Origin of the sequence: Pedobacter jeongneungensis, from assembly GCF_000633455.1 — a bacterium.
GTDB classification, from domain to species: Bacteria; Bacteroidota; Bacteroidia; order Sphingobacteriales; family Sphingobacteriaceae; genus Pedobacter; species Pedobacter jeongneungensis_A.
The window spans coordinates 310,197-336,065 of sequence record NZ_AYMG01000001.1; the positions used below are offsets into that span (position 1 = coordinate 310,197).

The 25,869-nt window shown below is 38.0% G+C and carries 20 protein-coding genes and 1 riboswitch; of the genes, 9 read left to right on the forward strand and 11 right to left on the reverse strand.

Translation table 11 applies throughout. The annotated features are described in order from the left end of the window. Nucleotides 1–82: 82 nt before the first annotated feature. Nucleotides 83–2,779 (reverse strand): M14 metallopeptidase family protein, encoded by a 2,697-nt coding sequence (locus U859_RS0101370; RefSeq protein WP_025141653.1) that lies wholly within the window; start codon nucleotides 2,777–2,779, stop codon nucleotides 83–85. Nucleotides 2,780–3,063: 284 nt separating this feature from the next. Continuing rightward, nucleotides 3,064–3,270: riboswitch (cobalamin riboswitch) on the forward strand. A 193-nt stretch (nucleotides 3,271–3,463) separates the two neighbouring features. Here U859_RS0101370 and metE point away from each other — a divergent pair. The 3 genes from metE to U859_RS0101385 all read left to right on the forward strand — a co-directional run bounded on the left by metE (nucleotide 3,464) and on the right by U859_RS0101385 (nucleotide 7,139). Continuing rightward, nucleotides 3,464–5,797: a 5-methyltetrahydropteroyltriglutamate--homocysteine S-methyltransferase gene (metE, locus tag U859_RS0101375; protein ID WP_025141654.1), complete on the forward strand. Its 2,334-nt coding sequence runs from the start codon at nucleotides 3,464–3,466 to the stop codon at nucleotides 5,795–5,797. Nucleotides 5,798–6,016: 219 nt separating this feature from the next. Next, nucleotides 6,017–6,403 (forward strand): acyl-CoA thioesterase, encoded by a 387-nt coding sequence (locus U859_RS0101380; protein ID WP_025141655.1) that lies wholly within the window; start codon nucleotides 6,017–6,019, stop codon nucleotides 6,401–6,403. 61 nt (nucleotides 6,404–6,464) lie between these two features. Beyond that, nucleotides 6,465–7,139 (forward strand): class I SAM-dependent methyltransferase, encoded by a 675-nt coding sequence (locus tag U859_RS0101385; protein ID WP_025141656.1) that lies wholly within the window; start codon nucleotides 6,465–6,467, stop codon nucleotides 7,137–7,139. Between the two features lie 41 nt (nucleotides 7,140–7,180). Here the strand turns inward: U859_RS0101385 and U859_RS0101390 are convergent, their stop codons facing one another. The 3 genes from U859_RS0101390 to U859_RS0101400 are packed head-to-tail and all read right to left on the reverse strand — an operon-like array spanning nucleotide 7,181 to nucleotide 9,147. After that, a complete protein-coding gene (locus tag U859_RS0101390) occupies nucleotides 7,181–7,990 on the reverse strand; it encodes a phosphatidate cytidylyltransferase (protein WP_025141657.1) in 810 nt (269 codons plus the stop codon). A gap of 43 nt (nucleotides 7,991–8,033) precedes the next feature. Continuing rightward, nucleotides 8,034–8,240 (reverse strand): putative signal transducing protein, encoded by a 207-nt coding sequence (locus tag U859_RS0101395; protein ID WP_025141658.1) that lies wholly within the window; start codon nucleotides 8,238–8,240, stop codon nucleotides 8,034–8,036. Then, nucleotides 8,221–9,147: a CPBP family intramembrane glutamic endopeptidase gene (locus U859_RS0101400; RefSeq protein WP_025141659.1), complete on the reverse strand. Its 927-nt coding sequence runs from the start codon at nucleotides 9,145–9,147 to the stop codon at nucleotides 8,221–8,223. Before U859_RS0101400 ends, U859_RS0101395 begins: the two co-directional genes overlap by 20 nt. Nucleotides 9,148–9,190: 43 nt before the next feature. On the opposite strand from U859_RS0101400, the gene dusB reads away from it, so the two are divergent. Both dusB and apaG read left to right on the forward strand, forming a co-directional pair. Then, nucleotides 9,191–10,198, forward strand: a complete 1,008-nt coding sequence (dusB, locus tag U859_RS0101405; protein WP_025141660.1) for a tRNA dihydrouridine synthase DusB — start codon at nucleotides 9,191–9,193, stop codon at nucleotides 10,196–10,198. 35 nt (nucleotides 10,199–10,233) lie between these two features. Further along, complete coding sequence (apaG, locus tag U859_RS0101410) at nucleotides 10,234–10,620, forward strand: Co2+/Mg2+ efflux protein ApaG (protein ID WP_025141661.1); 387 nt, start codon at nucleotides 10,234–10,236, stop codon at nucleotides 10,618–10,620. Between the two features lie 508 nt (nucleotides 10,621–11,128). Here apaG and U859_RS0101420 read toward each other — a convergent pair. Further along, on the reverse strand, nucleotides 11,129–11,824 hold the full coding sequence (locus U859_RS0101420) for a zinc metallopeptidase (RefSeq protein WP_025141662.1): 696 nt from the start codon (nucleotides 11,822–11,824) through the stop codon (nucleotides 11,129–11,131). Between the two features lie 83 nt (nucleotides 11,825–11,907). Here U859_RS0101420 and U859_RS0101425 point away from each other — a divergent pair, with 83 nt between their 5' ends. After that, the gene (locus U859_RS0101425; RefSeq protein ID WP_025141663.1) at nucleotides 11,908–13,047 is read left to right on the forward strand and encodes an NAD(P)/FAD-dependent oxidoreductase; all 1,140 of its coding nucleotides are present in this window, start codon (nucleotides 11,908–11,910) and stop codon (nucleotides 13,045–13,047) included. Nucleotides 13,048–13,291: 244 nt separating this feature from the next. Here U859_RS0101425 and purU read toward each other — a convergent pair whose 3' ends face one another. Beyond that, nucleotides 13,292–14,131, reverse strand: coding sequence for a formyltetrahydrofolate deformylase (purU, locus tag U859_RS0101430; RefSeq protein ID WP_025141664.1), 840 nt, complete (start codon nucleotides 14,129–14,131; stop codon nucleotides 13,292–13,294). A 118-nt stretch (nucleotides 14,132–14,249) separates the two neighbouring features. On the opposite strand from purU, the gene U859_RS0101435 reads away from it, so the two are divergent. Then, entirely contained in the window at nucleotides 14,250–15,635 is a 1,386-nt protein-coding gene (locus U859_RS0101435) for a DNA recombination protein RmuC (protein ID WP_025141665.1), read from the forward strand. Between the two features lie 294 nt (nucleotides 15,636–15,929). Here U859_RS0101435 and thiL read toward each other — a convergent pair whose 3' ends face one another. The 3 genes from thiL to nadA all read right to left on the reverse strand — a co-directional run bounded on the left by thiL (nucleotide 15,930) and on the right by nadA (nucleotide 19,483). After that, nucleotides 15,930–16,970, reverse strand: coding sequence for a thiamine-phosphate kinase (thiL, locus tag U859_RS0101440; RefSeq protein WP_025141666.1), 1,041 nt, complete (start codon nucleotides 16,968–16,970; stop codon nucleotides 15,930–15,932). Nucleotides 16,971–17,149: 179 nt separating this feature from the next. After that, nucleotides 17,150–18,388, reverse strand: a complete 1,239-nt coding sequence (locus U859_RS0101445) for a dicarboxylate/amino acid:cation symporter (protein WP_025141667.1) — start codon at nucleotides 18,386–18,388, stop codon at nucleotides 17,150–17,152. Between the two features lie 54 nt (nucleotides 18,389–18,442). Further along, entirely contained in the window at nucleotides 18,443–19,483 is a 1,041-nt protein-coding gene (gene nadA, locus U859_RS0101450; protein WP_394341713.1) for a quinolinate synthase NadA, read from the reverse strand. A gap of 408 nt (nucleotides 19,484–19,891) precedes the next feature. Between nadA and nadB the strand changes: the two genes are divergently transcribed. Further along, on the forward strand, nucleotides 19,892–21,478 hold the full coding sequence (gene nadB / locus U859_RS0101455) for an L-aspartate oxidase (protein ID WP_025141669.1): 1,587 nt from the start codon (nucleotides 19,892–19,894) through the stop codon (nucleotides 21,476–21,478). Between the two features lie 114 nt (nucleotides 21,479–21,592). Then, complete coding sequence (locus U859_RS0101460) at nucleotides 21,593–22,105, forward strand: gamma carbonic anhydrase family protein (RefSeq protein WP_025141670.1); 513 nt, start codon at nucleotides 21,593–21,595, stop codon at nucleotides 22,103–22,105. 107 nt (nucleotides 22,106–22,212) lie between these two features. Here the strand turns inward: U859_RS0101460 and U859_RS0101465 are convergent, their stop codons facing one another. Together U859_RS0101465 and mnmG are read right to left on the reverse strand one after the other, a co-directional pair. After that, nucleotides 22,213–23,856, reverse strand: a complete 1,644-nt coding sequence (locus U859_RS0101465; protein ID WP_025141671.1) for an Ig-like domain-containing protein — start codon at nucleotides 23,854–23,856, stop codon at nucleotides 22,213–22,215. A 121-nt stretch (nucleotides 23,857–23,977) separates the two neighbouring features. Next, nucleotides 23,978–25,840 (reverse strand): tRNA uridine-5-carboxymethylaminomethyl(34) synthesis enzyme MnmG, encoded by a 1,863-nt coding sequence (gene mnmG, locus U859_RS0101470; RefSeq protein WP_025141672.1) that lies wholly within the window; start codon nucleotides 25,838–25,840, stop codon nucleotides 23,978–23,980. Between the last annotated feature and the right edge of the window lie 29 nt (nucleotides 25,841–25,869).

Consider the following 25,869-nt stretch of genomic DNA (forward strand, 5'->3'; position numbering starts at 1 on the left):
AGCCTGTCGAAGGATAGAAATAATGAATTTTTAAGCGTTTCGACAAGCTCAACGTGACAAATTTGAGTAATTATAGATCGGATTACTTATACAATTGGTTAAATATCAGTTTAAAAGTTCCATGTGTTTGCGCCCTGAAAGCAATTTCCGGACCGAATGCTAGCAGTTTTCCTTTGCCAACCTTTGCTTCAAAAGCCGTTACACCATCTTGAAGATAGGCTTGCCCCCAGGCCCAGCCGCTGCGCAGTGGCGTAGCTGTTTCGAACCACATTAAAGGTTTAATCTTTCCGGAAGCAATGGCATCGCCAGTGAGTTTAAAAACAGGACTATTGTCAAAATATACATCGGCCTCCTTTTCCATGCCCCAATTGGTAGGCAAAGAGGTGTCTACGCCAACATTTAATACACTTCCAGGAACGTAATATTTTTCAGCAGGCAATCTTTTTTCTTCTCCGTTTACAATTTCTACCATCGCATTACGTATCGGAAGGTTTAAGTGATAAGCCAGATTGGTACTGCTGCCAATGGTTACAATGTTGCCACCAGCTTCTAAAAATTTCTTCAACTCAGGGATCGATTTATCAGCGGTAATTCTGCCCAGTCGGCTTCTAAATTCCTGTGGGATTTCATCTGCCTTTGGCCCGAAAGATCTGTTTCCAGCACCTCCGCCCTGAACCGATGGAATTGCGCCTCCCACAAAAACAATTATGTCATATTTAGATTTTAAGTTTCCGGCATCAATATCCTGCGGATAAATCACCGTAGCATTATAATGATACTGTTCCATTAAAAACCGCACCCAACCTGAAGCCATAGAACCTCCGTAGGTATCCCAAAGGGCAATTCTGGCTGTTGAAACCTTAATTTTATTTTTAGGGGCAGGTGCGGTTTTTACTTTAATATTTGCTTTTTCCAACACCGATTTTCCTGCTGAAGAAACATAAAAATCACCATTTTCGGTTGAGCGGTAAACCTCAATTTTGTTCTTTAAGAGATCATTAACTGCGGTATAAGAATCGTTTTGTGCAGCACTTAAAACATAGCCTGATCCATTTTGCAGTTTATTCTCTGGTTTTAAGAGTTCGCCAGAAGGATTTTTTTCAAACGGACCTGAAAAGTCGTCCAGAATACGGTCGAATTTCACGTCCATCAAATAGGCTAATGTCCAACCTGCGGCATCATAAGGCGGAATTGGCGCACCTCCTTCGTATTTAAAATCGTTTGGATGATCCTGAGGCTCAAACATATCCAACACATGTGGACGGAAAGCCTGATCAGTTTTTACCACGTAACTTCCGGCAGGATAATTTTTCCCTGCAACGGCAAATGAAGCGGTTGCTTTTTGTACCACAATTCCCGTTCTGATCAATGCATTTAAAAACTTAATGGCAGAGTTAAAATCGGGCTGATCTGCAGATAAAATATAACCCCGTGGATCACGGTTTGCAGAAGCTTTCATCACCGTATCAAAAGCTTTCATGCTGATCTGTCTCCTTGGTCCAAAATCAGCATCTCCACCAGCAATGGGGGCACCTTTTTCGCCCTTTGCAGCATTATTAATGGCCTCAATTTTCTTTGGAGAGAAAGACCAGGTATCTTTTTTGCCTCTTTCGATCGAATTTCTGCCCATTTGATAAATGTTGTACAATAATTCGTCGCGGTAGCGCTGTGCATAACCTAAAACCGCATAGTTTAACGAAACTGAATATTCGATCGAGTTTTTAAAATACCATTTTCTAGGTGTAATCGGATTTGGCGAATCGCCACTCGGCAATAAACGCGAAGGAACCAACGGAATTTCAGAAGGGGTAGGATTTCCAATAATTTCCGTCAACAGCCCAACCATATTATGAAAATAGGTTGTGGTTCTTAATCCACCATTGTACCAGGTAGAATAAACCGAGCCGCCACGCTGCGTATAACCAGGCTTGTTTTCTACATTCATTCTGTTGTGCATGGCAGCACCTACAGCATCTAGGCTGGTTAATATTGTTGGGTCGAAAACATAATTAAAAGGGTCGCGGTAGGGCGGACCAGCCACAACCGTTCCCGCCGGACCAGCCTGATGGTGGTTATACATAATCTGCGGGATCCACTCTACAAAAAGCTGACGGCCGATATTTTGTGTTTCTTTAAGGTTTAACATAAAGAAGTCGCGGTTATTATCATGTCCGGCATATTTCTCGTACAAAACTGGCAGTCCGGAGGTTGTTCTTTTTTTCTGATCCTTTTCTCTCATGTACCAATTGCTCACTAATTCTTGCCCATCAGGATTGGCATGTGTAAACAAGATGATTACATTATCTAAAATGCGTAAGGTTTCAGCATCAGTTCTGGAAGCAAACTCATATACAGTTTCAATCAGTTGATGGGCGCCAACAACTTCATTTGCATGTAAACCTCCATCAATCCAAACTACTGCTTTACCTTCCTGCGCCAATGCTTTGGCTTGTTCAGGCGTAATTTCAGCATGGGCCAGTTGTTGTGAAATTTCTTTATAGCGGTCCAGTTTTTTTAGGTTTTCAGGTGAAGAAACAATCAGCATATATTGACTTCTTCCTTCTTCGGTTTTCCCGATATCAACCAGTTTAACACGGTTAGAAGTTGCTGCAAGCTTTTTAAAGTACGCTTCTGTTTGGGTATAATTGGCCAATTGATAATCGTCGCCGATATCAAAACCGAAATGAGATTTTGGCGTTGGTACCTCCTGCGCCAGCACTGCATAGCTGTTTACCATTAAAAAAGCAATGCAAAGCCCTTTAAAGTAGTTTTTTATCATAATAAGGAGTTTAGTTAGGTAACCAAATATAATAGAGAATCAGCACCAAAAACAGCTTGCTGTAAATTTGTTACAAGTGATTTAAGATGTTATGAGCTTAATATAATAAACCACAGATAAAAAGGATGCACACAGATAAAAAATCCGTGTTTATCCGTGTGCATCTGTGGTTAAAGAAACTAAATACCATTGATTGGAAGCCGGCGAAATCAATGCTTACAAAAATACCTTAATCTTTAAATCCTAATCCATACATTTGCGTTGATGTAAGTTCTTAACTTTATTTTTCATCAACCGATACAGGTTCCCGGAATTACACCCGGGATTAATAGGGAATCGTGTGCAAATCACGAGCTGTCGCGCAACTGTAAATTCTGTCTTTTACCAAAAAGACAACGGTCTTATCATTCATGCCACTGTGCCGTTTAGGTATGGGAAGGCGATAAGATCGGGAATAAGTCAGGAGACCTGCCTATATTGAATTGACAGTACTTTCGCGTTATAAAGTAATTGGTCAGGTCTGATTGTACACAATAAAATTAAAATTTTATATGCTTGCTTTAAGCTTTTTGCTGATAAGCGGGCAGGCTGTGCCATAACCTTTCCTTTTTATTTTAAACAGAAATTATTAAAAAATACGGTTTTGAGCTTTTAAACGATTTATTTACTTAATCTTTAAAAGAGATGCTAACGCAAAATCTGGGCTACCCGCGAATAGGTAGTCAAAGGGAATTAAAGAAAATCTGCGAAAATTACTGGGCAGATAAAACGGGGTACAAAAATGTACTTCAGGTGGGCAAAAACATTCGCCACGAAAACTGGAAACTTCAAAAAGAAGCAGGCATTGATGTGATTCCATCAAACGATTTTTCTTTTTACGACCATGTACTCGATCATTCCTTAACTTTCGGGGCAATCCCGAAAAGGTATAACGAGGTGATCCTGAAAAAAGGAAACGAAGAACTTGATCTTTATTTTGCCATGGCAAGAGGTTACCAAAAAGAAGGACTGGATGTGGTAGCGATGGAAATGACCAAATGGTTCGATACCAATTACCACTACATTGTGCCAGAGTTTTACAAAGACCAGCCTTTTAAACTTTTCTCAACTAAAATCATCGATGAGTTTTACGAGGCCAAACAATTGGGGATTACCACCAAACCCGTTCTAATCGGCCCTGTTTCCTATCTTTTATTGGGCAAGGAAAAAGAAGCTGGTTTTGAAAAAATAGACCTGATCAAAAACCTTCTTCCGGTTTATATCGAGATTTTATCTCGTCTAGATGCTTTGGATGTAGAACATGTACAGTTTGATGAGCCATTTTTGACCTTGGATTTAACCGAAAAAGACAAAAAAGCTTACGAATATACTTATAAGGAAATTAGAAAAGCTTTCCCAGGGTTAAAGATCATTTTAGCGACTTATTTCGATGGTTTAGGTAACAATCTTACCTTAACAACTTCATTGCCTGTAAATGTTTTACATATCGATCTGGTACGTGCAGAAGATCAGTTAAATGATGTTTTAGCTTCGTTAAAAGAAGAAACCATCCTTTCGTTAGGTCTGGTAGACGGACGGAATATCTGGAAAAATGATTTCGAAAAATCTGTTTCTATCCTTAATCAAGCCATTGAAAAACTTGGTCTCGATAAAGTATGGATTGCACCATCCTGCTCGTTAATCCACTCACCCGTTGATTTAGACAATGAAACCAACGAAAAAAACTTATCAGCCGAAATTAAACAGTGGCTGGCCTATGCCAAGCAAAAAATTGCGGAGCTGGCTACTTTAAAAAAACTGATTACAAACGAAAACCCTGCATCTACCCTACAAAAACTGGAGGAAAACAAAATTGCAATCGGTAACCGTAAAGTTTCTAAAATCATTCATAATCCGGCAGTAAAACAGCGTGTTTTGGCTTTAAAAGAGCAGGATGCCGAACGTTTGAGTCCATTTTCGAGCAGAAAAATCAAACAACAGGAGCTTAATCTACCCATTTATGCTACCACCACCATCGGATCTTTCCCACAAACAGCAGAAGTGAGAAGCTGGAGGGCCAAGCTTAAAAACGGAACTTTTACTGTTGAAGAATACGATAATCTGATTGCCCAGGAAACCGAGAAAGCGGTAAAATGGCAGGAAGAGATCGATCTGGATGTACTCGTACATGGGGAATTTGAACGTAACGATATGGTTGAATACTTTGGTGAACAACTGGATGGTTTCGCTTTCTCTAAAAATGGATGGGTACAAAGCTATGGCTCGCGCTGTGTAAAACCGCCAATCATTTTTGGTGATGTTTCGCGACCTGAACCTATGACGGTGAAGTGGACAGCTTACGCGCAATCGCTCACCTCAAAATATATGAAAGGTATGTTAACCGGTCCGGTTACTATTTTACAATGGTCGTTTGTACGTAACGATCAGCCACGATCAGAAACCTGTACACAGATCGCTTTGGCCATCCGTGATGAAGTTTGTGACCTGGAGAATGCCGGGATAAAAATCATTCAGATTGATGAGCCAGCCATTAGAGAGGGCTTACCTTTACGTAAAGCAGACTGGCAAGACTACCTGAACTGGGCTGTTAAAGCTTTTAAAATTTCGTCCAGCGGCGTAAAAGATGATACACAGATCCATACGCACATGTGCTACTCGGAATTTAACGATATCATCCAGAATATTGCCGATATGGACGCGGATGTGATCACAATTGAAACTTCACGTTCGCAAATGGAGTTATTGGATGCCTTTGCCGACTTTAAATATCCAAACGAAATTGGTCCGGGTGTGTATGACATCCACTCTCCAAGGGTTCCGAGGCGGGAAGAAATGATTCAATTATTGAAAAAAGCAAAATCCGTTATTCCTTCAGATCAACTTTGGGTAAACCCTGATTGTGGCTTAAAAACCCGGGGATGGGACGAAACCAAAAAAGCGTTAATCGAAATGGTTGAAGCAGCAAAAGAGATGCGCAAAACTGAAGAAGTACCATCGGCAGATCTTCAGGCAAATTAATTTAATTTTTGCCTCAGATGTACTAATGCTATGATATTAAAATTCACTCGTTGTCAGTCTGAGCTTGTCGAAGACCCTCGTTATGAAATAATTGAAATAGATTATCCTTCGACAGGCTCAGGATGACATCTTTTAGTTTATTATTTTTATGCCCCCAGCTTTGACAACTTTCTGATCAGAAAGTTGTCAAAGCTTTTTACTCATCATATATTTACCCCCATGACCTTAGAAGAAAGAATAGAAAATTCAAAAACCAGTATTTTTAAAGCCGTTTTCCCAAATACAACCAATCATTACGATACCCTTTTTGGTGGTACAGCCATGCATTTAATGGACGAGGTTGCCTTTATTACGGCAACGCGTTTTAGCAGGCAGATTATGGTAACGGTAAGCAGTGATCGGATCGATTTTAAAAAACCAATCCCAGCAGGCACCATTGTGGAGCTTATTGGCAAAGTAAATCATGTAGGAAATACCAGTTTAAAGGTTAACGTAGAAATTTATATTGAGCAAATGTATGCCGAAGGAAGAGAACTGGCCGTACACGGCGATTTTACTTTTGTAGCCATTGATGAAAACAAAAAGCCGGTACAGGTTATCAAATAATGTTATAAATTTTAGCTAAAATGGTATAAAAATCATCAGGTTTAAATCTTTAAATTTGATCATGGAGCATCAACATTCTGAAGAAGATTTAAAAAATATTGCAAAACAATTAAGCTGCCCGGAAGGCGAACATGGCATTAAAACAGGAGAGATGATGCATGCCAGTAATCTTGGAATGACCAGCTCAGCCATTGATGCATTAAATCTTCAAAACCACGATATTGTTTTAGAAATCGGTCATGGTAACGGTGGGCACATTGCCCAACTATTATCAAAAGCAGAAAATCTAAAGTATTATGGAGCCGATATTTCAGAAACGATTATTGCGGAAGCAGAAAAAATCAATCAGGATTTAGTTGATAAAGGTATTGTTCATTTCAAACTAACAGATGGCAGTAACCTACCTTTTGAAGATAATCAGTTTAATAAAATTTTTACAGTCAATACCATCTATTTCTGGTCCAATCCTAGCGAATACCTCAAAGAAATTAAGCGGGTTTTAAAACCAAATGGTGTTTTAGCTATATGCTTTGCCGATAAAACCTTTATGCAAAACCTTCCTTTTACTCCTTATGGCTTTACGCTTTATGAAGTAGAAAAAGTACAAAGATTATTAGAAAGTGGAGGCTTCAAAATTAAAAATACCCTTAAAAAAACAGAGCAGGTGAAAAGCAAAACGGGCGAGCAGGTAGAAAGAGAATATTATGTTGTCACCTCTGCTAGTGCTTCACAATAAATCGCGAACATTTCTTGTACCTCCGAGTTTTTGTGGTTAATCTAATATAAAATCAGATACAAATAGGCATAAACCACTGGTGCAGCTAATAATAATCCATCGAAACGATCCAATAAACCACCGTGCCCCGGCAATAAACCACCGCTATCTTTAGTATCAAGGCTGCGTTTAAGCATCGATTCTACCAGATCGCCCAGTGTACCGAAACTTGCAATTAATACTGCCATGCCGGCCCAAACCCAAGCTGGACTTTCAGTAAATATGAACGATAAACCAAAAGCAACTAAAACACTCGTAAACATTCCTCCGAAAAAGCCTTCCCAGCTTTTTTTTGGAGAGTGACGTTCAAATAATTTGCTTTTACCATACTTTACACCAAAAAGATAAGCACCAGTATCATTTGCCCAAAGCATCAGCAAAAATGCCAGCGGAAAATGAAAGTTATATTCATTCCAGTTTTTTAAAAACCCCAAAGCATGAAAAAAACAAAATGGAATGGTTACGTAAACAAAGCCTACAAAGGTGTAAGAGATGTTGGCAAAAGGAATTTTATTTTTCTTATACAGTTCGGTAATAAAAACTGAAAAAATCAAAGGAATACATAACAACAAATACTTAATATCATATTTAAGGTAATGTAAGCCTGCAGCCATTAAAAAGATTAAAGATCCGGCAACCAAACCAATATTTCGGTGTGGCCTGATCCCGGAATTTTTAATCAGTTTATAAAACTCAAATAAAGATAAAACGCTTAAAACAAGATAAAATATGGAAAATGTATAACTCCCTAAAAAGATAGAGCCAAGCATTACAATGGTAAAAAAGAAAGCGGTTATTGCCCTGGTTTTCATTTAAGATAAGAGGTAAAGGGTGTAAGGTTTAAGGTCATTATCACTATTCAATTTCGTTTTCAACGATATATTCTATGGCCTTATCGAAATCGATCTTATTCACCAAAACATTTATTTCGCCAATATTATATGCCGATAGCTGTTTATTCATCGTCACCGCTGGTATGCCGGCCTCTGTTAATCCCTGTTTTAATACCTCGGCCGCAAAGGCATCGCTGGTGGTATATACTTTAACCCAATTTTCGCTCACGTGTTGCGCTATCTTTAAAAAATTTAAACAAAGCTATGGTAATTATTGCACTAATTAAATAGCCATACCATGGAAAACCAATAGGTTCATCAGCTTTATCCAGTGGCATATGATGTTTTTGCATATAAAAAGCAGCACAAACTGCATAAGCATTGTTTAAAAAGTGCGCCAGCATAGCATACCAGATGCTTCCGCTGTAATAATACAAATAACCAAAACCTGCACCCAATAACATACGAGGCAAAAATCCATAAAACTGGAAATGGATCGCACTAAAAATAATGGCCGCACTCCAAATGGCAATGTGATGATTGCCCAACATTTTTTGTAACGAGCCTTGCAGCCCTGCCCTGAAAAAGAGTTCTTCGCCAATAGCGGGCAATACAGCGATCATGATCAAATTGACCACAAAATCCCAGTTACTCCTCACCGTAATCAGTTGAATAGTCATTTTCATGGCTTCCTGTTCCTTCATTTTCATCCAGTTTTCCAGTCCTTTCAAAAACTCGGGTAATACCATTTTTTGATTAAGTACGGCTACCCATTCCATAACTGGCATGCTAACAATCATAATGGCAAAAACTAAAATAAATGGAAGAAAAGAAGGCCTATTAAACCCGTAAAAAGTATTTGGTTTCTGCCCTTCGGTATAAGCTAAAACGATAGGAGGCAATATAAACATCCCTATCGAACTCGAAATCTGGATTATTTTTAAGGCTGTGATAAATTTAGGGTCGCCACTCATAATGGCACCAAATTCACCAAATATAGAGGTGCCATAAACAATTGCAACCACTATAAAGCCTAATAATGTGCATATTACCGCACCAACTGCCCAGTAAACGCAAAGTAAAAATATCTGTAAAAGTGGGTGGCTGCCCTTACGGATGGGTGTTACAAAATTCATTATTTGTACCTTTGTATGTTTTATTAATCGTTGAAGATAGAAAATGTCTGTTAAGATAGGAAATATAGATTTAGGTGAGTTCCCGTTATTACTGGCTCCGATGGAAGACGTAAGCGATCCACCATTCCGTTATGTGTGCAAAAAAAACGGGGCTGATATGATGTACACCGAGTTTATTTCATCGGAGGGCCTGATCCGTGATGCAGCAAAGAGCATACAAAAACTTGATATTTTCGAATACGAAAGACCCATAGGCATCCAGATTTTTGGTGGCGATATCGAACACATGCGCGAAGCTTCTGAAATTGCTTCTGCCGCCGGACCAGATTTAGTAGACATTAATTATGGCTGCCCTGTAAAAAATGTGGTTTGTAAAGGTGCGGGCTCTAGTTTACTTCAGGATATTGATAAAATGGTAAAAATGACCGAAGCTGTAGTTAAAGCTTCGCATTTGCCCGTTACCGTAAAAACCCGCTTAGGCTGGGACGACAATACTAAAAATGTTTACGAAGTTGCCGAGCGACTACAGGATGTAGGCATCCAGGCACTTACCATACATGGCCGGACAAGGGCACAATTATATAAAGGCGATGCAGATTGGGCGCTTATCCGCGAAATTAAACGCAATCCACGCATCAAAATTCCAATTTTTGGAAATGGTGATGTAGATAGCCCCGAAAAAGCGGCTAACTGGCGCATGGAATATGAAGTAGACGGCATTATGATCGGTCGGGCAGCCATTGGTTACCCCTGGATTTTCCGCGAGGTAAAACACTTTTTCAAAACCGGCGAACACCTTGCCGGACCAACCATTGAAGAACGCATTGAAGTTTGCCGTACACATTTAGATAAATCACTGGAATGGAAAGGTCCCAAAACCGGAATTTTCGAAATGCGACGCCATTATGCTAATTATTTTAAAGGTTTGCCTGATTTTAAACCATACCGCATGCGCTTAGTGGCAGAGCCCGATATCAATAACATTTACAGCATTTTAGAAGAAGTGGCAGAAAAATTTGCCAACTACGATGCTACTAAGGTACTGGCTTGATTTTTGAAAGCTTTTTTCATACATTCGTTATTATCATGGTTACAGCTATTACAGACGGGGTTAAAGTTTCAGTTGAAACAGTTTACCAGCCAGAATATTCAAATCCGGCCAACGAACATTTTATGTTCGCTTATCGCGTAGAAATTTCTAATCTTTCTGATTATGCTGTACAGTTAATGCGCCGCCAGTGGTTAATTTTCGATTCTAACAGTAGCCGCAGAGAGGTAGAAGGAGAGGGTGTTGTGGGTTTGCAGCCGATTATTCAACCCGGCGAAACCCATGTGTACGTTTCGGGCTGTAACCTAAAAACCGATATGGGCAGCATGAAGGGTACTTATCTGATGAAACGCGATATTGATGGCTCAGAATTTGATGTTGATATTCCTGAATTTCAATTGGTGGCCCCTTATAAATTGAATTAATTCATAATGCTATTCTGCCACAAATCGTCATTTCGACCGTAGTGGAGAAATCTGTATTGTTTAATTCAAAGATCTCTCCATTTCGTTGCACTTCAGTCGAGATAACGAAACTTTTTAACATAAAGAATATTAGAAAAGCAATTTCAGCATTTCATTTTTAATGTTAGTCCTGCTTTTGTTTCAAGTCCATCGCTGTGGGCTTTTCACGTCAATCAGGTTTAAGCTGCAGTGCCTCTGCTAATATCAAAGGTTTAACAGCATTGCGTATAAATCCTTTTTCTGCACCCTCCAACCCCAAATAGTACAACTTACCTTGCCACCTAAACCCGATCAAAGCGAGATGCCGATTTTTCATCGGCAGAAGCGGGAGCGGGACCGAAGCTTTCCTATTCTCACAACAACTGCTTTCCAAAAACTAATTTATTATTTTCAAAAAAACTTTTAAACCAAAAACGGCCAGGAAATACATCCCGGCCGCTCTGTGTTTTTCATAATTCGATATCTTTCTTTAATCCCTGATTCTTCCAAAAAGCATCGATGCATAATAAAGTAAATTCGCCAGGGCTCCTACAGCTGCTACAACATAAGTCATTGCTGCCCACCATAGCGCATCTTTGGCCTGGTTGTTTTCCTCTCCCATTTGCATTACGCCATTATTGTTTTTTAGCCAGGTAAGCGCACGGTTACTCGCATCAAACTCTACAGGCAGCGTAATAATACTAAATACCGTTACAAGTGCCAATCCCACCACGCCGATGGCTAAAACAATCGGCGTAACAGAAAATGCCAGCAACATTACGCCAAGCAATAATACCCATTGTAAAAGATTCGATGATATACTTACTACAGGAACCATTGTACTCCTTAAATTGAGCCAGCTGTACGATTTTGCGTGTTGCACAGCATGCCCACATTCGTGTGCAGCCACTGCAGCTGCCGCAACGCTACGGCTGTAATAAACATCAGTACTTAAATTAACGGTTTTATCTGTTGGATTGTAATGATCTGTTAATTGCCCTTCGGTACTCATCACTTTCACGTCGAATATCCCATTATCATGCAGCATTCTTTCTGCCACCTCCTTGCCCGATAAACCTGAGCTTAATTGCATTTCGGCATACTTGGAAAATTTATTCCTAAAGCGCCATTGTACAAACATGCTCAACAATAATACCGGGATGATTAATATTAAATAAACTCCCATTTTCTTATGTATGTTTTTCACTGAGCATATATCAAAAAGCGTTCCCATATTATTTAAGTGTTAAAAAATAGTACATTTATGCTATGCCAACCGAGCTTTCATACTGGGAAAAAGAATCATTTTTTTGTAACTATGATGCCATTATTATCGGTAGTGGTATTGTAGGTTTAAACGCGGCTATCCATCTTAAAAAATCGTCTCCATCATTAAAAATAACTATACTCGAAAAGGAATTTATACCGACAGGTGCAAGCACCAAAAATGCGGGCTTTGCTTGTTTTGGAAGCATTTCTGAACTGATTGGGCAAGAAGAAATGATTGGCACTGACCGGCTTACAACACTTATAGAAAAACGTTGGAAGGGCTTACTAAAACTCCGCAAGTTATTGAGTGATAATGTCATCGATTATCAATGTTTTGGTGGCTACGAATTATTTAAAAATGATGACAATTTACTGGCCGATATAAGTGTATCCAAAATTGAACATTTTAACCGTCTTGTTAACGGTGTTGTTGGAACGAATGCCTTTAGCCTGAACAATAAAAAAATAAGTTCTTTCGGTTTTGAAGGTGTAAGTACTTTAATCGAAAACCGTTATGAAGCACAGATTGATAGCGGCAAAATGATGTCTGCTTTAATTCAATACGCGCAGCAGCTCGGCATCAGCATTTTTAACAATTGTAGGGTAGATCGGATTGAAGAAGACTCAAAAGGTTCCCGCCTGATCACCAAAAACGGAAACTTTTTTGGTCAACGGTTGATCGTTACAACCAATGCCTTCATTAAAGATCTTTATCCTGATATTGATATTAACCCCGGTCGCGGTCAGGTTTTAATTACCAAACCCATTAAAAATTTAACAGTAGCAGGCACATTCCATTACGATAAGGGTTATTATTATTTCAGAAATATAAACGGGCGGATTTTATTGGGCGGTGGCCGCAACATTGATTTTAAGGCCGAAGAAACTACTGCATTTGGGCAAACTGAACCCGTACAACTTGCGTTAGAAAATTTACTAAAAAACGTAATCTTACCCAAAACCACTTTCGAAATAGATTACCGTTGGAGCGGCATTATGGCCTTTGGAAAAATACTCGAACCTTTAATTGAAGAAATCCGTCCAAATGTGTTTTGTGCAACGAGGTGTAACGGTATGGGCATTGCCATAGGCTCGCAAACAGGAGAAGATGTAGCAGAGCTGTTATTGAAAAGTTTGTAATTTTTTAACCGCAAAGGACGCGAAGTGAGGCGCAAATTATTTTTTTTGTCTTTAAAATTGTATGGCATCCTTATACTCCGATACCTTTGATAAACTCAAATAGAATGATCGTCATTGCTAGGCAAGAAGCAATCTTAATGCGTACACTGGTAGCAATCGTTGTAAGATTGCTTCGTCGGCTGAAAAAGTCTTCTCACAATGACGACTCTTTGCGGCTTCGCAATCCGCCCAACGCTTACCCCTTTTATTTAAACACCACCGTTTTATTCCCACTCACAAAAACACGGTCTTCGAAAATAAGTTCCAATGCTTCTAATAATACTTTTTTCTCAATTTCCTTCCCGGCCCTTACCATTTCTTTCACGCCAAAGTTGTGGTCAACATGATTGGTATGCTGGGTAATAATCGGGCCTTCATCCAGGTTATCGGTAACAAAATGGGCCGTAGCACCAATAATTTTTACACCACGCTCAAAAGCCTGTCTATAGGGGTTGGCACCTATAAATGCCGGTAAAAAAGAATGGTGGATATTAATTATTCTACCTGCATAATCTTTTACAAAATCAGCAGATAAAATCCGCATAAATTTTGCCAATACCAGGTAATCTACCTTAAATTGATTAATAATTTCCTTTATTTCAGCCTCAAATACGCTTTTATCTTTGTTTGCATGATCTACATAAAAATAAGGAATACCCAATTTTTCGGTAAAATCCCTCAGGCTTTCATAATTGCCGATGACGCATTTAACATTGGCACCTAAAGTTTTAAATTGGTTTTTGATCAATATTTCTGCTAAACAGTGGTATTCTTTAGTTACCAAAACGGCAATCTGCTTCTCCTGTTCCGTAATTAAATTTACGTCGGCAGCATTAGGAAGGTTTTCCAAGAGTTTTTCCTTCAATTTTTCTGCATCCTCCAGATTTCCGGTACAGGCAATCCTTGTAAAAAAGGCTTTATTGGCTTCATCTACAAACTCGCGCATGGCGATAATATTGAGTTGATGCGCAGCCAGTACACGGGTAATATTTGTAACCAAACCCACCTGATCAGGGCAGGAAATAAGGACTGTTAATGCGTTCATTTATAAAATAGTAATGCCCAATTATAGAAAATTTTTACGGTTTTTTCTGCTTCATTTTGACTAATTTTTTTTGGTATATCTATTTTAAATCTTCATTTTTGCTAAAATTTTTATCATTATGGAGATCGTCGGCATTGCTTTACTAATTGTTATTTTAATTGTTCTGGTCATTTTATTGCTAAAGAAACCGCAGGCTGCGTTATCGATTGTCTCAGTAGAAGACTTTGAGCGGATGAAAAGCGAAAATGAAGTTTTAAAAATCAGTTTAGCCAAAGCCGATGAACGTGTATCTAACTTATCGGTAGAAAAAGAACATATTACCATCCTCCTTAAACAAGAGCAGCAACGTTTGATTGATGAATTACAGGCCGAACGCGATCGGCTTGCAGATGCAAACCGTGAGCTGGAAAGTACAAGATCGTTCTACCTGGCCGAAAAAGAAAAACTGGCCGAACAAAAATTAAGTTACGAGCAGTCGCAACAAAAGCTAAATAAAGATTTCGAATTAATTGCCAATAAAATACTGGAGGAGAAATCGACCAAATTTATTGAGCAAAACCGTACCAATCTGGATATTATATTAAATCCATTAAAAGAAAATATCAAAGCATTTGAAGATAAGGTAGAAAAGGTTTATAAAGCAGAATCAGACGAAAGGAATATTTTGAAGGGTGTGATTTCAGAATTACAAATTCAAAGCAAACTCATCCAGGAAGATGCCAATAATTTAACCAAAGCTTTAAAAGGTGACAGTAAAAAACAGGGAAACTGGGGAGAGATCATTCTAGATAAGGTTTTGGAACGCTCTGGTTTAGTTAGGGATCAGGAATACCGCATTCAAGCCTCGCATACTTCCGCAGAAGGTAGTCGCTACCAGCCCGATGTGGTGATCGACCTTCCTGATGACAAACACCTCGTTGTTGATGCTAAGGTAAGTTTGGTTGCTTATGAACGTTCTGTATCAGCAGATACAGATGAAGAGCGTGAAGGCTATGTAAAACAGCATTTAGCCTCCATTAAGAATCACATCCAGGAGCTATCATCAAAAAATTATCAGGATTTATATAAAATCAATTCTCCGGATTTTGTTTTATTGTTTATTCCCATCGAATCCTCTTTTAGCATAGCAGTTCAAAAAGATGCCGAACTCTTCAATTTTGCCTGGGACAGGAGGGTGGTGATTGTAAGTCCGTCAACTTTGCTGGCAACTTTGCGCACCATTGCCAGCATGTGGAAACAGGAACGCCAAAACCGTAATGTAATGGAAATTGCCCGTTTAAGCGGCAGTATGTACGATAAGTTTGTGGGTTTTGTGGCCGACATGGAAAATATTGGCAAATACATTAAAAATGGCCAGGATGCGTACGATAAAGCCATTAACAAATTATCAGTCGGTGCCGGAAATTTAACTAACACCTCAGAAAAGATTAAGAAACTTGGTGCGAAAGCTACTAAACAGATTGATACGAAGTACCTGGATTTAAATGAAAGTCAAGATTTATAACTTTCATAGTTATGAGGCGAAGCTTCCCGATTTTTCGGAAATTTATAATTAAAAAAATAAAAGTCAAAACTTATAAAGTTAGTGATTTTTATTGATAACCTTAGGACGATTTTTTTGTTATTTTTAGTGAATAGAGTAGTTGTTTTTATATCTTTCTAATACTTATACAGCTGACTAAAAACTAAAAAGTCGTCATTTCGAGCGAAGTGCAACGAATCGAGAAATCTATGCAGCAGATCTCTCCATTTCGCTACGCTACAGTCGAGATGACGACGTATCGTTTTTAACTAAAGTCTATTTATTAAAAGCATTCCAGCCCTGGGCTTTCAGCTCGTGTACTTTTTCTGATTTAGAAACCATTTTACAGCCAGAATTTTTATCGGTAACATGGCCAATCACAGTGATATCTACATCATGTTTCAGCTTTTTATAATCTTCCTGACTGATGGTAAATAACAATTCATAATCCTCACCACCACTTAAGGCACAAACTGTCGGGTCTAAGCCTAACTCACGGGCTGTTTCGTAAGTCATCGGATCTAAAGGAATTTTCTCTTCATAAATAGTAATCCCTTTATCAGATTGTTCTGCCAAATGCAAAATTTCTGAAGCTAAACCGTCCGAAACATCGATCATGGAAGTTGGTTTGATATTCAGGTCATCCAAAAGTGCTACAATATCCATCCTGGCTTCAGGTTTCAATTGCCTTTCGATGATGTAATCTTTTCCTTCCAGATCAGGCTGAATTTCAGGATTTTCCAGGTAAATCAATTTCTCTCTTTCCAAAATCTGCAGGCCTAAATAAGCACCACCCAAATCACCAGAAACACAAAGCAGATCATGCTCCTGAGCACCATTTCTGTACACCACTTTATCCGCATCAGCATAACCAATACTGGTAATACTGATCACTAAACCTTGTTTACTTGAAGAAGTATCGCCACCAATTAAATCAATATTGTATTTATTGCAAGCCAGTTCAATTCCTTTATAAATTTCTTCAACAGCCTCTAATGGGAATTTACTCGATAAACCCAGCGAAACTGTAATTTGGCTAGCTTTTCCATTCATCGCATAAATATCACTTAGGTTTACCTGTACTGCTTTATACCCCAGGTGCATTAAAGGTACATAAGCCAAATCGAAGTGGATTCCTTCCAACAATAAGTCGGTCGAAATTAAGGTTTGTTTCCCTTTTGCATCCAAAACAGCTGCATCATCGCCCACACCTTTTACCGAATAATCGTTTTTAATTTTGAAATTAGTAGTCAGGTGTTTAATTAACCCAAATTCCCCTAATTCATTAATATCTGTACGCTCTTTATTTTCAAACATATTCACCCCAAACCCCTTAAGGGGCTTTTATTAATTAATTATACATTTCTAAAGGCAAAGCCCTTATTTTTTATTTTTAAAATTATTTGTCATGCTGAGCATAGCGAAGAATCATTGCCCGACTTCTAGCCAGTGCTTCTTAGCAAACAGATCCTTCCTTCGTCAAGATGACAGAATGCTCAGGATGATAAATCTTTATTTTCCATCCAATTTTTACCTTCGGTAAACCTGGCAATCAACATGGCCGCAACATTATCACCTGTGGCATTTAACAAAGTAGCCATCGGATCAACTAAAGTTCCGATAATCATGGCCGGTGGCAAAGCTTCTGGTGGCAGTTGGTAAGCCGAAATCATTAATAGTTCGCCAATATATCCTCCATTTGGTATTCCACCCTCTACTATACTCACCAAAACCGTAATACCCAATGCCAAAATAATGGTATCAACATGTACCAAATCTTTACCAAAAATGGCAAAAACAACAGCTATTTTTATAATGGAACTAATGCTAGAGCCATCTTTATGCAGCGTTGAACCCAATGGAATGGTTACATTGGTGATGTAAGCCGGTACCCCCATTTTTGTAGTCCCTTCCAAATTTGCCGGAATAGTGGCAATGCTGCTACAGGTTCCGATAGAGGTTAAAGAAGGTACAATATTATTTTTCCAAAACACTTTTATGGCTTTAAATCCACCTGCTACAAAAGCATATAAAGTAAAAAAAACAATAAAATAAAATGCCCCAACACCGTAATACAAACCTAAAGCTTTTGCATAGGTACCAAAAAGCTGTGGACCAAATACGCCAACCTGATAGGCAAAATAGGCACCCAAACCTATCGGACCCAGTTTCATGATTAAAATGATGAGTTTTTTCATCACTTCATTACCAGAAACGAGGAACTTTTTAAATCCTTCGCCTTCTTTTTCTGCATATAGCGTAGAAAATCCCACTAAAACTGAAAAAATAATCAGCGCCAGCATATTTTTTCTACTTCCTATCTCAAAAAACTCTCCAACGGTTAAAAGTTGGGTCATTTGTTCGCCAAATGATTGAATTTTTTCTGGTTCTAACGGTATTGTTGCATTTCCCAATTGTTGATGAATCGGAAAAATCCATGTAGCAACCAATGTTAAAACAGCAGAAATTAGAATAGTTGAAAGAAATACTAGAACCATAACGGTTAATAATCTTCCTAATTTTTTACTCCGATCTATATTTGCAATGGCAGATGAAACTGCAAAAAATACCAATGGAATAACGGCAGTAAACAACAGATTTAAAAATATATCACCCAGGGGTTTTATACTTTCAACACTTTTTCCAAAAATTAAGCCTACTATACTTCCTACAGTTATACCTGCCAAAAGCCATAATAAGCCTGAATAATTTTTAAGGATGTTGTTTTTTTCCATAAATAATTTAAATAAACCTTACAGGTTTTAAAAACCTGTAAGGTTTGATAGATTTTACAACCCCAGTTCCGCAGAAATATCCAGCATCCGTTGAATCGGTTTTCGGGCCAGTTCAATAATATGCTCAGGAACAGTTACTTCAGGCAAACCATTTTTAATACATAAATATAGTTTTTCTAAAGTATTTCTTTTCATATACGGACAATCGTTGCAGGCACAGCTGTTATTCGGTGGTGCCGGTATAAACGTTTTTGTCGGATTCGCTTTTTCCATCTGGTGGATAATTCCACTTTCGGTAGCCACAATAAATTCGGTAGCCGGGTTGGTGATGGTGTACTTTAGCAAACCGGTGGTAGAACCAATATAATCAGCCATTTTTAAAACCACTTCTTCACATTCCGGGTGTGCAATAAATTTGGCATTCGGATGGCGCTCTTTCAGTTTTGTAATTTTCTCCTGCGAAAAAATTTCGTGTACCATACAGGCACCATTCCACAATACCAAATCCCTACCTGTTTTTTTCGCAACGTAAGCACCCAGGTTACGATCAGGACCAAAAATTATTTTTTGATCTTTTGGCAAACTCTCTACAATCTGCACCGCATTGGTACTTGTACAAACAATGTCACTTAAAGCTTTTAATTCGGCCGTGCAGTTTACGTAGGTGATTACCAGGTGATCCGGATATTTTTCCTTAAACTTTCTAAATAAATGCGGTGGACAACTATCTGCTAATGAGCATCCTGCCTTTACATCAGGCAATAAAACCGTTTTATTAGGCGATAAAATCTTAGCCGTTTCGGCCATAAAATGCACGCCAGCAAACACAATTACATCAGCATCCGTTTTTGCAGCTTCCTGCGATAACCCCAAACTATCACCAATATAATCCGCAATATCTTGTATATCAGGTTCTTGGTAATAATGAGCTAGGATAATGGCATTCTTTTCCTTTTTTAATTTCTCAATCTCTGCAAAAAGATCGAGCGTAGGATCAATTTCTTCTTCTGCGAAACCTTTTTTGTTGATTTCTTCTAAGACATCTATGTTCATTTTAAAATTTTCCTTTTTTGAATTTTGACGTTGGTCAAAGATAAAGCTTTCCACGTCTCAATAATTAATAAGTTATTTTAAATAAATAAATCTTGTTTGTTTATTAGTGTGTTAATAATGTTGGCAAGTTCAGAAAATTCTTTCTTTAATATAAGTTGTTAATCGTTTACTAACATTTAGATTACATTTTTGTAATATCATAAGTTTGATTTTCAGGCTTATCGAAAATCGGTTCAATTTTTATCAATACTGGAATGTTAATTGTTTATAAGTGGGTAAAAAGTTAATTACTTGTATAAAGCTGCTTAAAAATTGCGCAAAAGATTGTGGCAAATTGTGTTTTTAGAGTAGCTTTAAACATTCAAATTTATTTGTTAGGATAATTTAGACATGGAGTTAACATTTATTAACTAGTTGTTAACATCGTGGATAAAGTAAATGTTTTTATTAATGAGGAAAGTAGATTTTCTGGTAATCGGTTCAGGTATAGCGGGTTTGAGTTTTGCACTTAAAGCTGCAAAGTTTGGTAAGGTTTTAATTGTTACGAAGTCTAACGAAGACGAATCGAATACAAAATACGCCCAGGGTGGTGTTGCAGTTGTGGTGGATAAAGGTGATTCTTTTGAAAAACATATCGAAGATACACTGATTGCAGGCGATGGATTATGCGATGAAAAAATTGTGGAAATCGTTGTAAAAGAGGGTCCTCAGCGTATTCAGGAGATCATTGACTATGGTATAAATTTCGATAAGGACAACTCTGGTTTTTATGATCTGGCCAAGGAGGGTGGTCACTCCGAACACCGTGTTTTACACTATAAAGATATTACCGGATATGAGATTGAGCGGGTGTTGCTAAATGAAATACATGAGAATAACAACATAGAGATATTAACACATTACTTTGCATTGGAGTTGATCACACAGCATCACCTGGGTGAATTTGTGGATAAACGTACCGAAGATATTAACTGTTATGGGATATATGCCTTTAACACAGAGCTTAACGATGTGGAAAAGATTGTGGCAAATGTGACTGTGATGGCATCGGGTGGTGCCGGACATGTGTATTCGGCCACAACAAATCCGGTTATTGCAACAGGCGATGGTATGGCGATGGTTTACCGTGCTAAAGGAAAAGTGAGGAATATGGAGTTTATACAGTTCCATCCAACCGCTTTATATCATCCTGGAGAGTATCCTTCATTCTTAATTTCGGAAGCGGTGAGGGGTTTTGGTGGCGTTTTAAGGCGTAAAAATGGTGAAGAATTTATGCAAGAGTATGATGAGCGTAAATCGTTGGCCCCGCGTGACATTGTAGCCCGTGCAGTGGATAATGAAATGAAAAAATCAGGCGATGACTTTGTGTATCTGGACATTACCATGCGTAGTAAAGCAGATATATTAAAGCATTTTCCTAATATATATGCGAAATGTTTGTCAATTGGGATCGATATGACGAAAGATTATATCCCGGTTACGCCAGCATCCCATTATATGTGTGGTGGTATCCTGGTTGATGAATATGGCCGTTCTTCAATCAAAAATCTATATGCCTGTGGAGAATGTTCTTCAACGGGTTTGCATGGAGCTAACCGTCTGGCTTCCAATTCTTTACTCGAAGCTACTGTTTTTGCGCATCGCATTTATCAGGATGCCATTGAAAACTTTAAAAATAATGTGATTCCTGATCATATTCCGGAGTGGGACTCGAAAGGCGTTACTCAAAGTAATGAAGATATATTGGTAACACATAATCTGAGAGAGCTGCAAAAAGTTATGGGTGATTATGTAGGTATTGTACGTTCTGATTTCCGTTTAGAAAGGGCACATCGTCGTCTGTTTTTAATTTACCAGGAAACAGAAGAATTTTATAAAAAGAATAAGGTTTCGGTTAAACTTTGCGAATTGCGTAATGTCATCCAAACGGCTTACCTGGTGATTAAATCGGCGATGCAAAGAAAAGAGAGTAGGGGATTACATTATACTACCGATTATCCGGAACATGCTAAAGAACTGGTAGATACTGTTTTTTAGCCCCTGTCAGTCTGAGGTTGTCGAAGATCTGTTAATATATGCTTCGACAAGCTCAGCATGACAAGATAATTTTACCACATCATCCGTTATCCATCAACCATCTTATATTATATTATGCCTTTAATACTGCCCGTAAAAAATAAATACCCTGAAATAGGAAAAGATAATTTCATTGCCGAAAATGCCACCATTGTTGGTGATGTGGTGATTGGTGATAAATGCTCGGTATGGTTTAATGCCGTCATTAGAGGCGATGTAAATGCCATTACGATTGGAAATGAATCAAATATACAGGATGGAGCGGTAATCCACGCTACGTACTTAAAAGCCTCAACACACATCGGTAATCGCGTATCTGTAGGGCACAATGCTATTGTACATGGTTGTACTGTACAAGATAATGTTTTAATAGGTATGGGTGCTATTGTAATGGATCACGCCATCATAGAAGAGTATTGTATTATTGCGGCGGGTTCAGTTGTATTAGAGAATACCATTTGCGAAACTGGTTATTTATATGCCGGCACACCTGCAAAAAAAATAAAGCCCATTACTGAAGAGCAAAGGGCTTTATTAAATAAGTTACCTGATAATTATATTATGTATTCGGGCTGGTTCGCCCAATAGTTTCCGTCATGCTGAACTTGTTTCAGCATCTTTGTTGCTATTAAGACCCTGAAATAAATTACCTCCGGTGAGCTCGCTAAGGCTCGGTTCAGGGTGAAGGCTTATTTTTAATCACTTTTAGGAGGTGGTATCACCAATGGATCTTCCCGTTCCCAGTTGGGTTTTAAATCCATTAAAGCTTTTAAGTACCAAACTTTTTCGGGCTGGTAACCGCCTTTAACGCTTCCAGTATCCCATACTCCGTTTTTATTATCGTCGTACACTACCCTGAGCATGTATTTTCCGGCAGGATATTTAGAAAATAGAATCTTTGAATTTTTGCTTATTGGATAAGATTTAATGACGTCTTTTTTCTCGTTTAGAAATTGTACAATATAATTTTTTGCGGTATCTGGTACAGTAACATTTAAGGCCAATGTAGTGTAGGCATCAGAACTCTCCAGTGTAAATTTCTTGGGTACATCTTTGTTTTTTGCATTAAATATAGCTGTAAATGCACCTGCCCCAAGTTTTAAATCATAAGTTCTTTTGGTTTTCCAGGGATATTTGATGTAGTATTTCTGTTGATCTACACTGTCTTTTATCAGTTCGAAATTGGTACGTTTTACAGAATCTTCTAATAGCGTGATCTTGGAAGGATCTGCACCAGTCATTGGAAATGGAAAGGTTAGTGTTAAATTTTGAAACGGATTTAACTTACCTCCAGACAGGTTATCTGCTATAGTTACGTCACGGGTATAAGTATCTTTTTTACCACGGGTAAAGTTTAGTGTTTGTAATACTTTACCCTGATCCTGGATAGCCACTTTAACCGAATCGAAACTCAGGTCTTTCAACCATATTTTTGCTGTATCATTATTTTTGGTAAAGTGAACGTACTTTCCAACATCAACAGCTGGTGGATCCATAATCGTAATTTTAGGGCTTTTAAGCTGCTGATTGAAGATAATTAATATACTTCCATCATTATTCAGTTTTCGGTCTACCACGCGAAATTCTGGCGCTAATTCCTTAAAAATTTGAAGGTTAATATTATCCAGGTTTTTATCGATCACCACAGGTTCTTTAATAAAACCTACTTCATCCGAAATCTGCTGATAAATTTTATCACCACCGCCGCTACTTTCCTTAATGGCGTAAACTTTATAGGTACCTTTTCTTAAGTTGTTTAATTTATAGGTTCCCGCGCTATCTGTAGTAGTGTATATAGATGGACGCTTTTTTCCAAAAATGGTATCCCGTTCTAAAGGAAGAATAAATACGGTAGCATCTTTTTCTGGTTCATCACTTAGCGAATTGATGACTTTACCACTGATGGATAAAGAATCTATATCCGGACCGGTTGAAAAAACATAAGATAAATTTTTGACGACATTACCTTCGTTTACATCAGCTATGGATTTTCCAAAATTTAAAGTATAGGTTGTATTTTTTTCCAAAGAGTCCTGAAGGGCAATTTCTAATCTTTTTGATCTCTTTTTTAAAACCGGAAGTTTTTCCTGATCAGGAGAAATAGAAAATTCTTTAAACTCATCTTTGATGTTAAAATATTCATCAAACTCAATAATGATTTTTTTAGCATTAAAATTCCTGGTTTGATTTTTTGGTGTCATACTCAAAACCTTTGGTGGTTTGGTATCTTTCGGTCCACCTTGTGGGGTTTGGATACTTGCACAACCAAAAAATAGGAGTAGGGTTACTACAACCAATAAATTTTTAAGGTTAAAATATTTATCTTTCAAATTTGGCATATTTTAAATGTTCTGACGAATTTTTATACTTTTTGGAACTGCAATATTAAAAAATCTTTTTATAAGCTTATATCGCTTTATTTAAAGTCGTTTTTAAATTATTTAAAGTATTGATTATCAATTACTTATTAATATAAACCATCAAAACTGATATATCTGAAGGAGAAACACCTGAAATTCTAGATGCCTGACCTAAAGTGCGTGGTTTGATCTTAAATAATTTTTCTCGTGCCTCTTTAGAAATGGAAACAATTTTGTTATAATCAAAATCTGGCTTAATTTCTTTGTCTTCCATTTTTAGCATTTTGGCTACAATTTCATTTTCCTTCTCAAAATAACTTTCGTATTTAATTTTGATTTCGGCTTGCTCTATCGTTTCATTATCTAAATTTTTGGTTGCTTCAGCAAGAGGTTTACTAACCTTAATCAGATCTTGTAATCCAACGTGAGGTCTTCCAACTAAGCTATGGATTTTTACGTTTTGATTTAAAGCGCTTGATCCTAAACTTTCGAGCATCGGATTTGCATCGGCCATTTCTATACCTTGATTCCTGGTGAATTTTACCAATGCTTCAGCATTTGCAATCTTTTGATTTACCTTTTCTAAACGTTCATCAGATATTAATCCTAATTCATGACCAATAGGGGAGAGACGAATATCAGCATTATCTTGTCTTAATAATAAACGATGTTCTGCTCTTGAGGTGAACATGCGATATGGTTCTTCAGTTCCTTTGGTAACCAGGTCGTCAATCAAAACACCAATATAACTATCAGATCTTTTCATGATCAACTCATGTTTATCATGAATTTTTTGATGTGCATTTATCCCCGCCATGAAACCCTGACAAGCTGCTTCTTCATAACCTGTAGTTCCATTAATCTGTCCTGCTAAAAATAAATTGCTGATCAATTTAGTTTCTAATGTTAAAGATAATTGGGTAGGTGGAAAGAAATCGTATTCTATGGCATAACCCGGTCTGAACATTTTTGCCTGCTCAAAACCTGGTATTAATCTAAGTGCTTTAAATTGCACATCCTCCGGAAGCGAAGTTGAAAATCCATTTACATAAATTTCGCAGGTATTCCATCCTTCTGGTTCAACAAAAATCTGGTGCCTGTCTCGCTCAGCAAAACGGTTAATTTTATCTTCAATAGAAGGGCAGTATCTCGGGCCTAAACCTTTAATACGGCCTGTAAACATTGGCGATTTTTCGAAACCTTCTTTTAAAGTTTCGTGTACTTCGTTATTTGTATAGGTAATCCAGCAGCAACGTTGATCGGTGGTAACAGGAGTATCGGTGAAAGAAAATTTACTTCTGTCATCATCGCCCCATTGTTCTTCCATTTTAGAATAATCTAAACTTCTTCCATCAACACGTGGGGGAGTACCTGTTTTCATCCTCCCTGATTCCATACCCAATTCTACCAACTGCTCCGTAATTCCTGTAGATGATCGCTCTGCCGTTCTGCCTCCACCAAATTTCTTTTCTCCAATATGGATAATTCCATTTAAAAAGGTACCGTTAGTGAGCACTACTGCTGTGCTTTCTATTTCAATGCCTAGTGAAGTTTTTACACCATAAACGGTATTATCTTTAACCAATAAACCTACAACGTTATCCTGCCACATGTCAACGTTTGGTGTATTTTCTAAGGCCAATCTCCATTCTTCAGCAAAGCGCATCCTGTCTATTTGAGCCCTCGGACTCCACATAGCAGGTCCTTTAGATTTGTTTAGCATTCTAAACTGAATGGTTGATTTATCTGATATAATACCAGAATATCCACCGAGCGCATCAACCTCACGAACAATCTGTCCTTTAGCTACGCCACCCATAGCAGGGTTACAGCTCATTTGGGCAATGGTGCCCATATTCATGGTGATTAGTAAAACAGATGATCCTAAGTTGGCAGCAGCAGCAGCAGCTTCACAGCCTGCATGACCAGCACCAACCACAATCAAATCGTATTTTGAAAACATTTTATTGTATATTTCTTTAATGTTCCACG

What these genes read in the sequence shown, in the direction of transcription:
- U859_RS0101370 (WP_025141653.1), bottom strand. Translation starts at nt 2,779, where the DNA reads ATGATAAAAAACTACTTTAAAGGGCTTTGCATTGCTTTTTTAATGGTA.
- metE (WP_025141654.1), top strand. Translation starts at nt 3,464, where the DNA reads ATGCTAACGCAAAATCTGGGCTACCCGCGAATAGGTAGTCAAAGGGAA.
- U859_RS0101380 (WP_025141655.1), top strand. Translation starts at nt 6,017, where the DNA reads ATGACCTTAGAAGAAAGAATAGAAAATTCAAAAACCAGTATTTTTAAA.
- U859_RS0101385 (WP_025141656.1), top strand. Translation starts at nt 6,465, where the DNA reads ATGGAGCATCAACATTCTGAAGAAGATTTAAAAAATATTGCAAAACAA.
- U859_RS0101390 (WP_025141657.1), bottom strand. Translation starts at nt 7,990, where the DNA reads ATGAAAACCAGGGCAATAACCGCTTTCTTTTTTACCATTGTAATGCTT.
- U859_RS0101400 (WP_025141659.1), bottom strand. Translation starts at nt 9,147, where the DNA reads ATGAATTTTGTAACACCCATCCGTAAGGGCAGCCACCCACTTTTACAG.
- dusB (WP_025141660.1), top strand. Translation starts at nt 9,191, where the DNA reads ATGTCTGTTAAGATAGGAAATATAGATTTAGGTGAGTTCCCGTTATTA.
- apaG (WP_025141661.1), top strand. Translation starts at nt 10,234, where the DNA reads ATGGTTACAGCTATTACAGACGGGGTTAAAGTTTCAGTTGAAACAGTT.
- U859_RS0101420 (WP_025141662.1), bottom strand. Translation starts at nt 11,824, where the DNA reads ATGGGAGTTTATTTAATATTAATCATCCCGGTATTATTGTTGAGCATG.
- U859_RS0101425 (WP_025141663.1), top strand. Translation starts at nt 11,908, where the DNA reads ATGCCAACCGAGCTTTCATACTGGGAAAAAGAATCATTTTTTTGTAAC.
- purU (WP_025141664.1), bottom strand. Translation starts at nt 14,131, where the DNA reads ATGAACGCATTAACAGTCCTTATTTCCTGCCCTGATCAGGTGGGTTTG.
- U859_RS0101435 (WP_025141665.1), top strand. Translation starts at nt 14,250, where the DNA reads ATGGAGATCGTCGGCATTGCTTTACTAATTGTTATTTTAATTGTTCTG.
- thiL (WP_025141666.1), bottom strand. Translation starts at nt 16,970, where the DNA reads ATGTTTGAAAATAAAGAGCGTACAGATATTAATGAATTAGGGGAATTT.
- U859_RS0101445 (WP_025141667.1), bottom strand. Translation starts at nt 18,388, where the DNA reads ATGGAAAAAAACAACATCCTTAAAAATTATTCAGGCTTATTATGGCTT.
- nadB (WP_025141669.1), top strand. Translation starts at nt 19,892, where the DNA reads ATGAGGAAAGTAGATTTTCTGGTAATCGGTTCAGGTATAGCGGGTTTG.
- U859_RS0101460 (WP_025141670.1), top strand. Translation starts at nt 21,593, where the DNA reads ATGCCTTTAATACTGCCCGTAAAAAATAAATACCCTGAAATAGGAAAA.
- U859_RS0101465 (WP_025141671.1), bottom strand. Translation starts at nt 23,856, where the DNA reads ATGCCAAATTTGAAAGATAAATATTTTAACCTTAAAAATTTATTGGTT.
- mnmG (WP_025141672.1), bottom strand. Translation starts at nt 25,840, where the DNA reads ATGTTTTCAAAATACGATTTGATTGTGGTTGGTGCTGGTCATGCAGGC.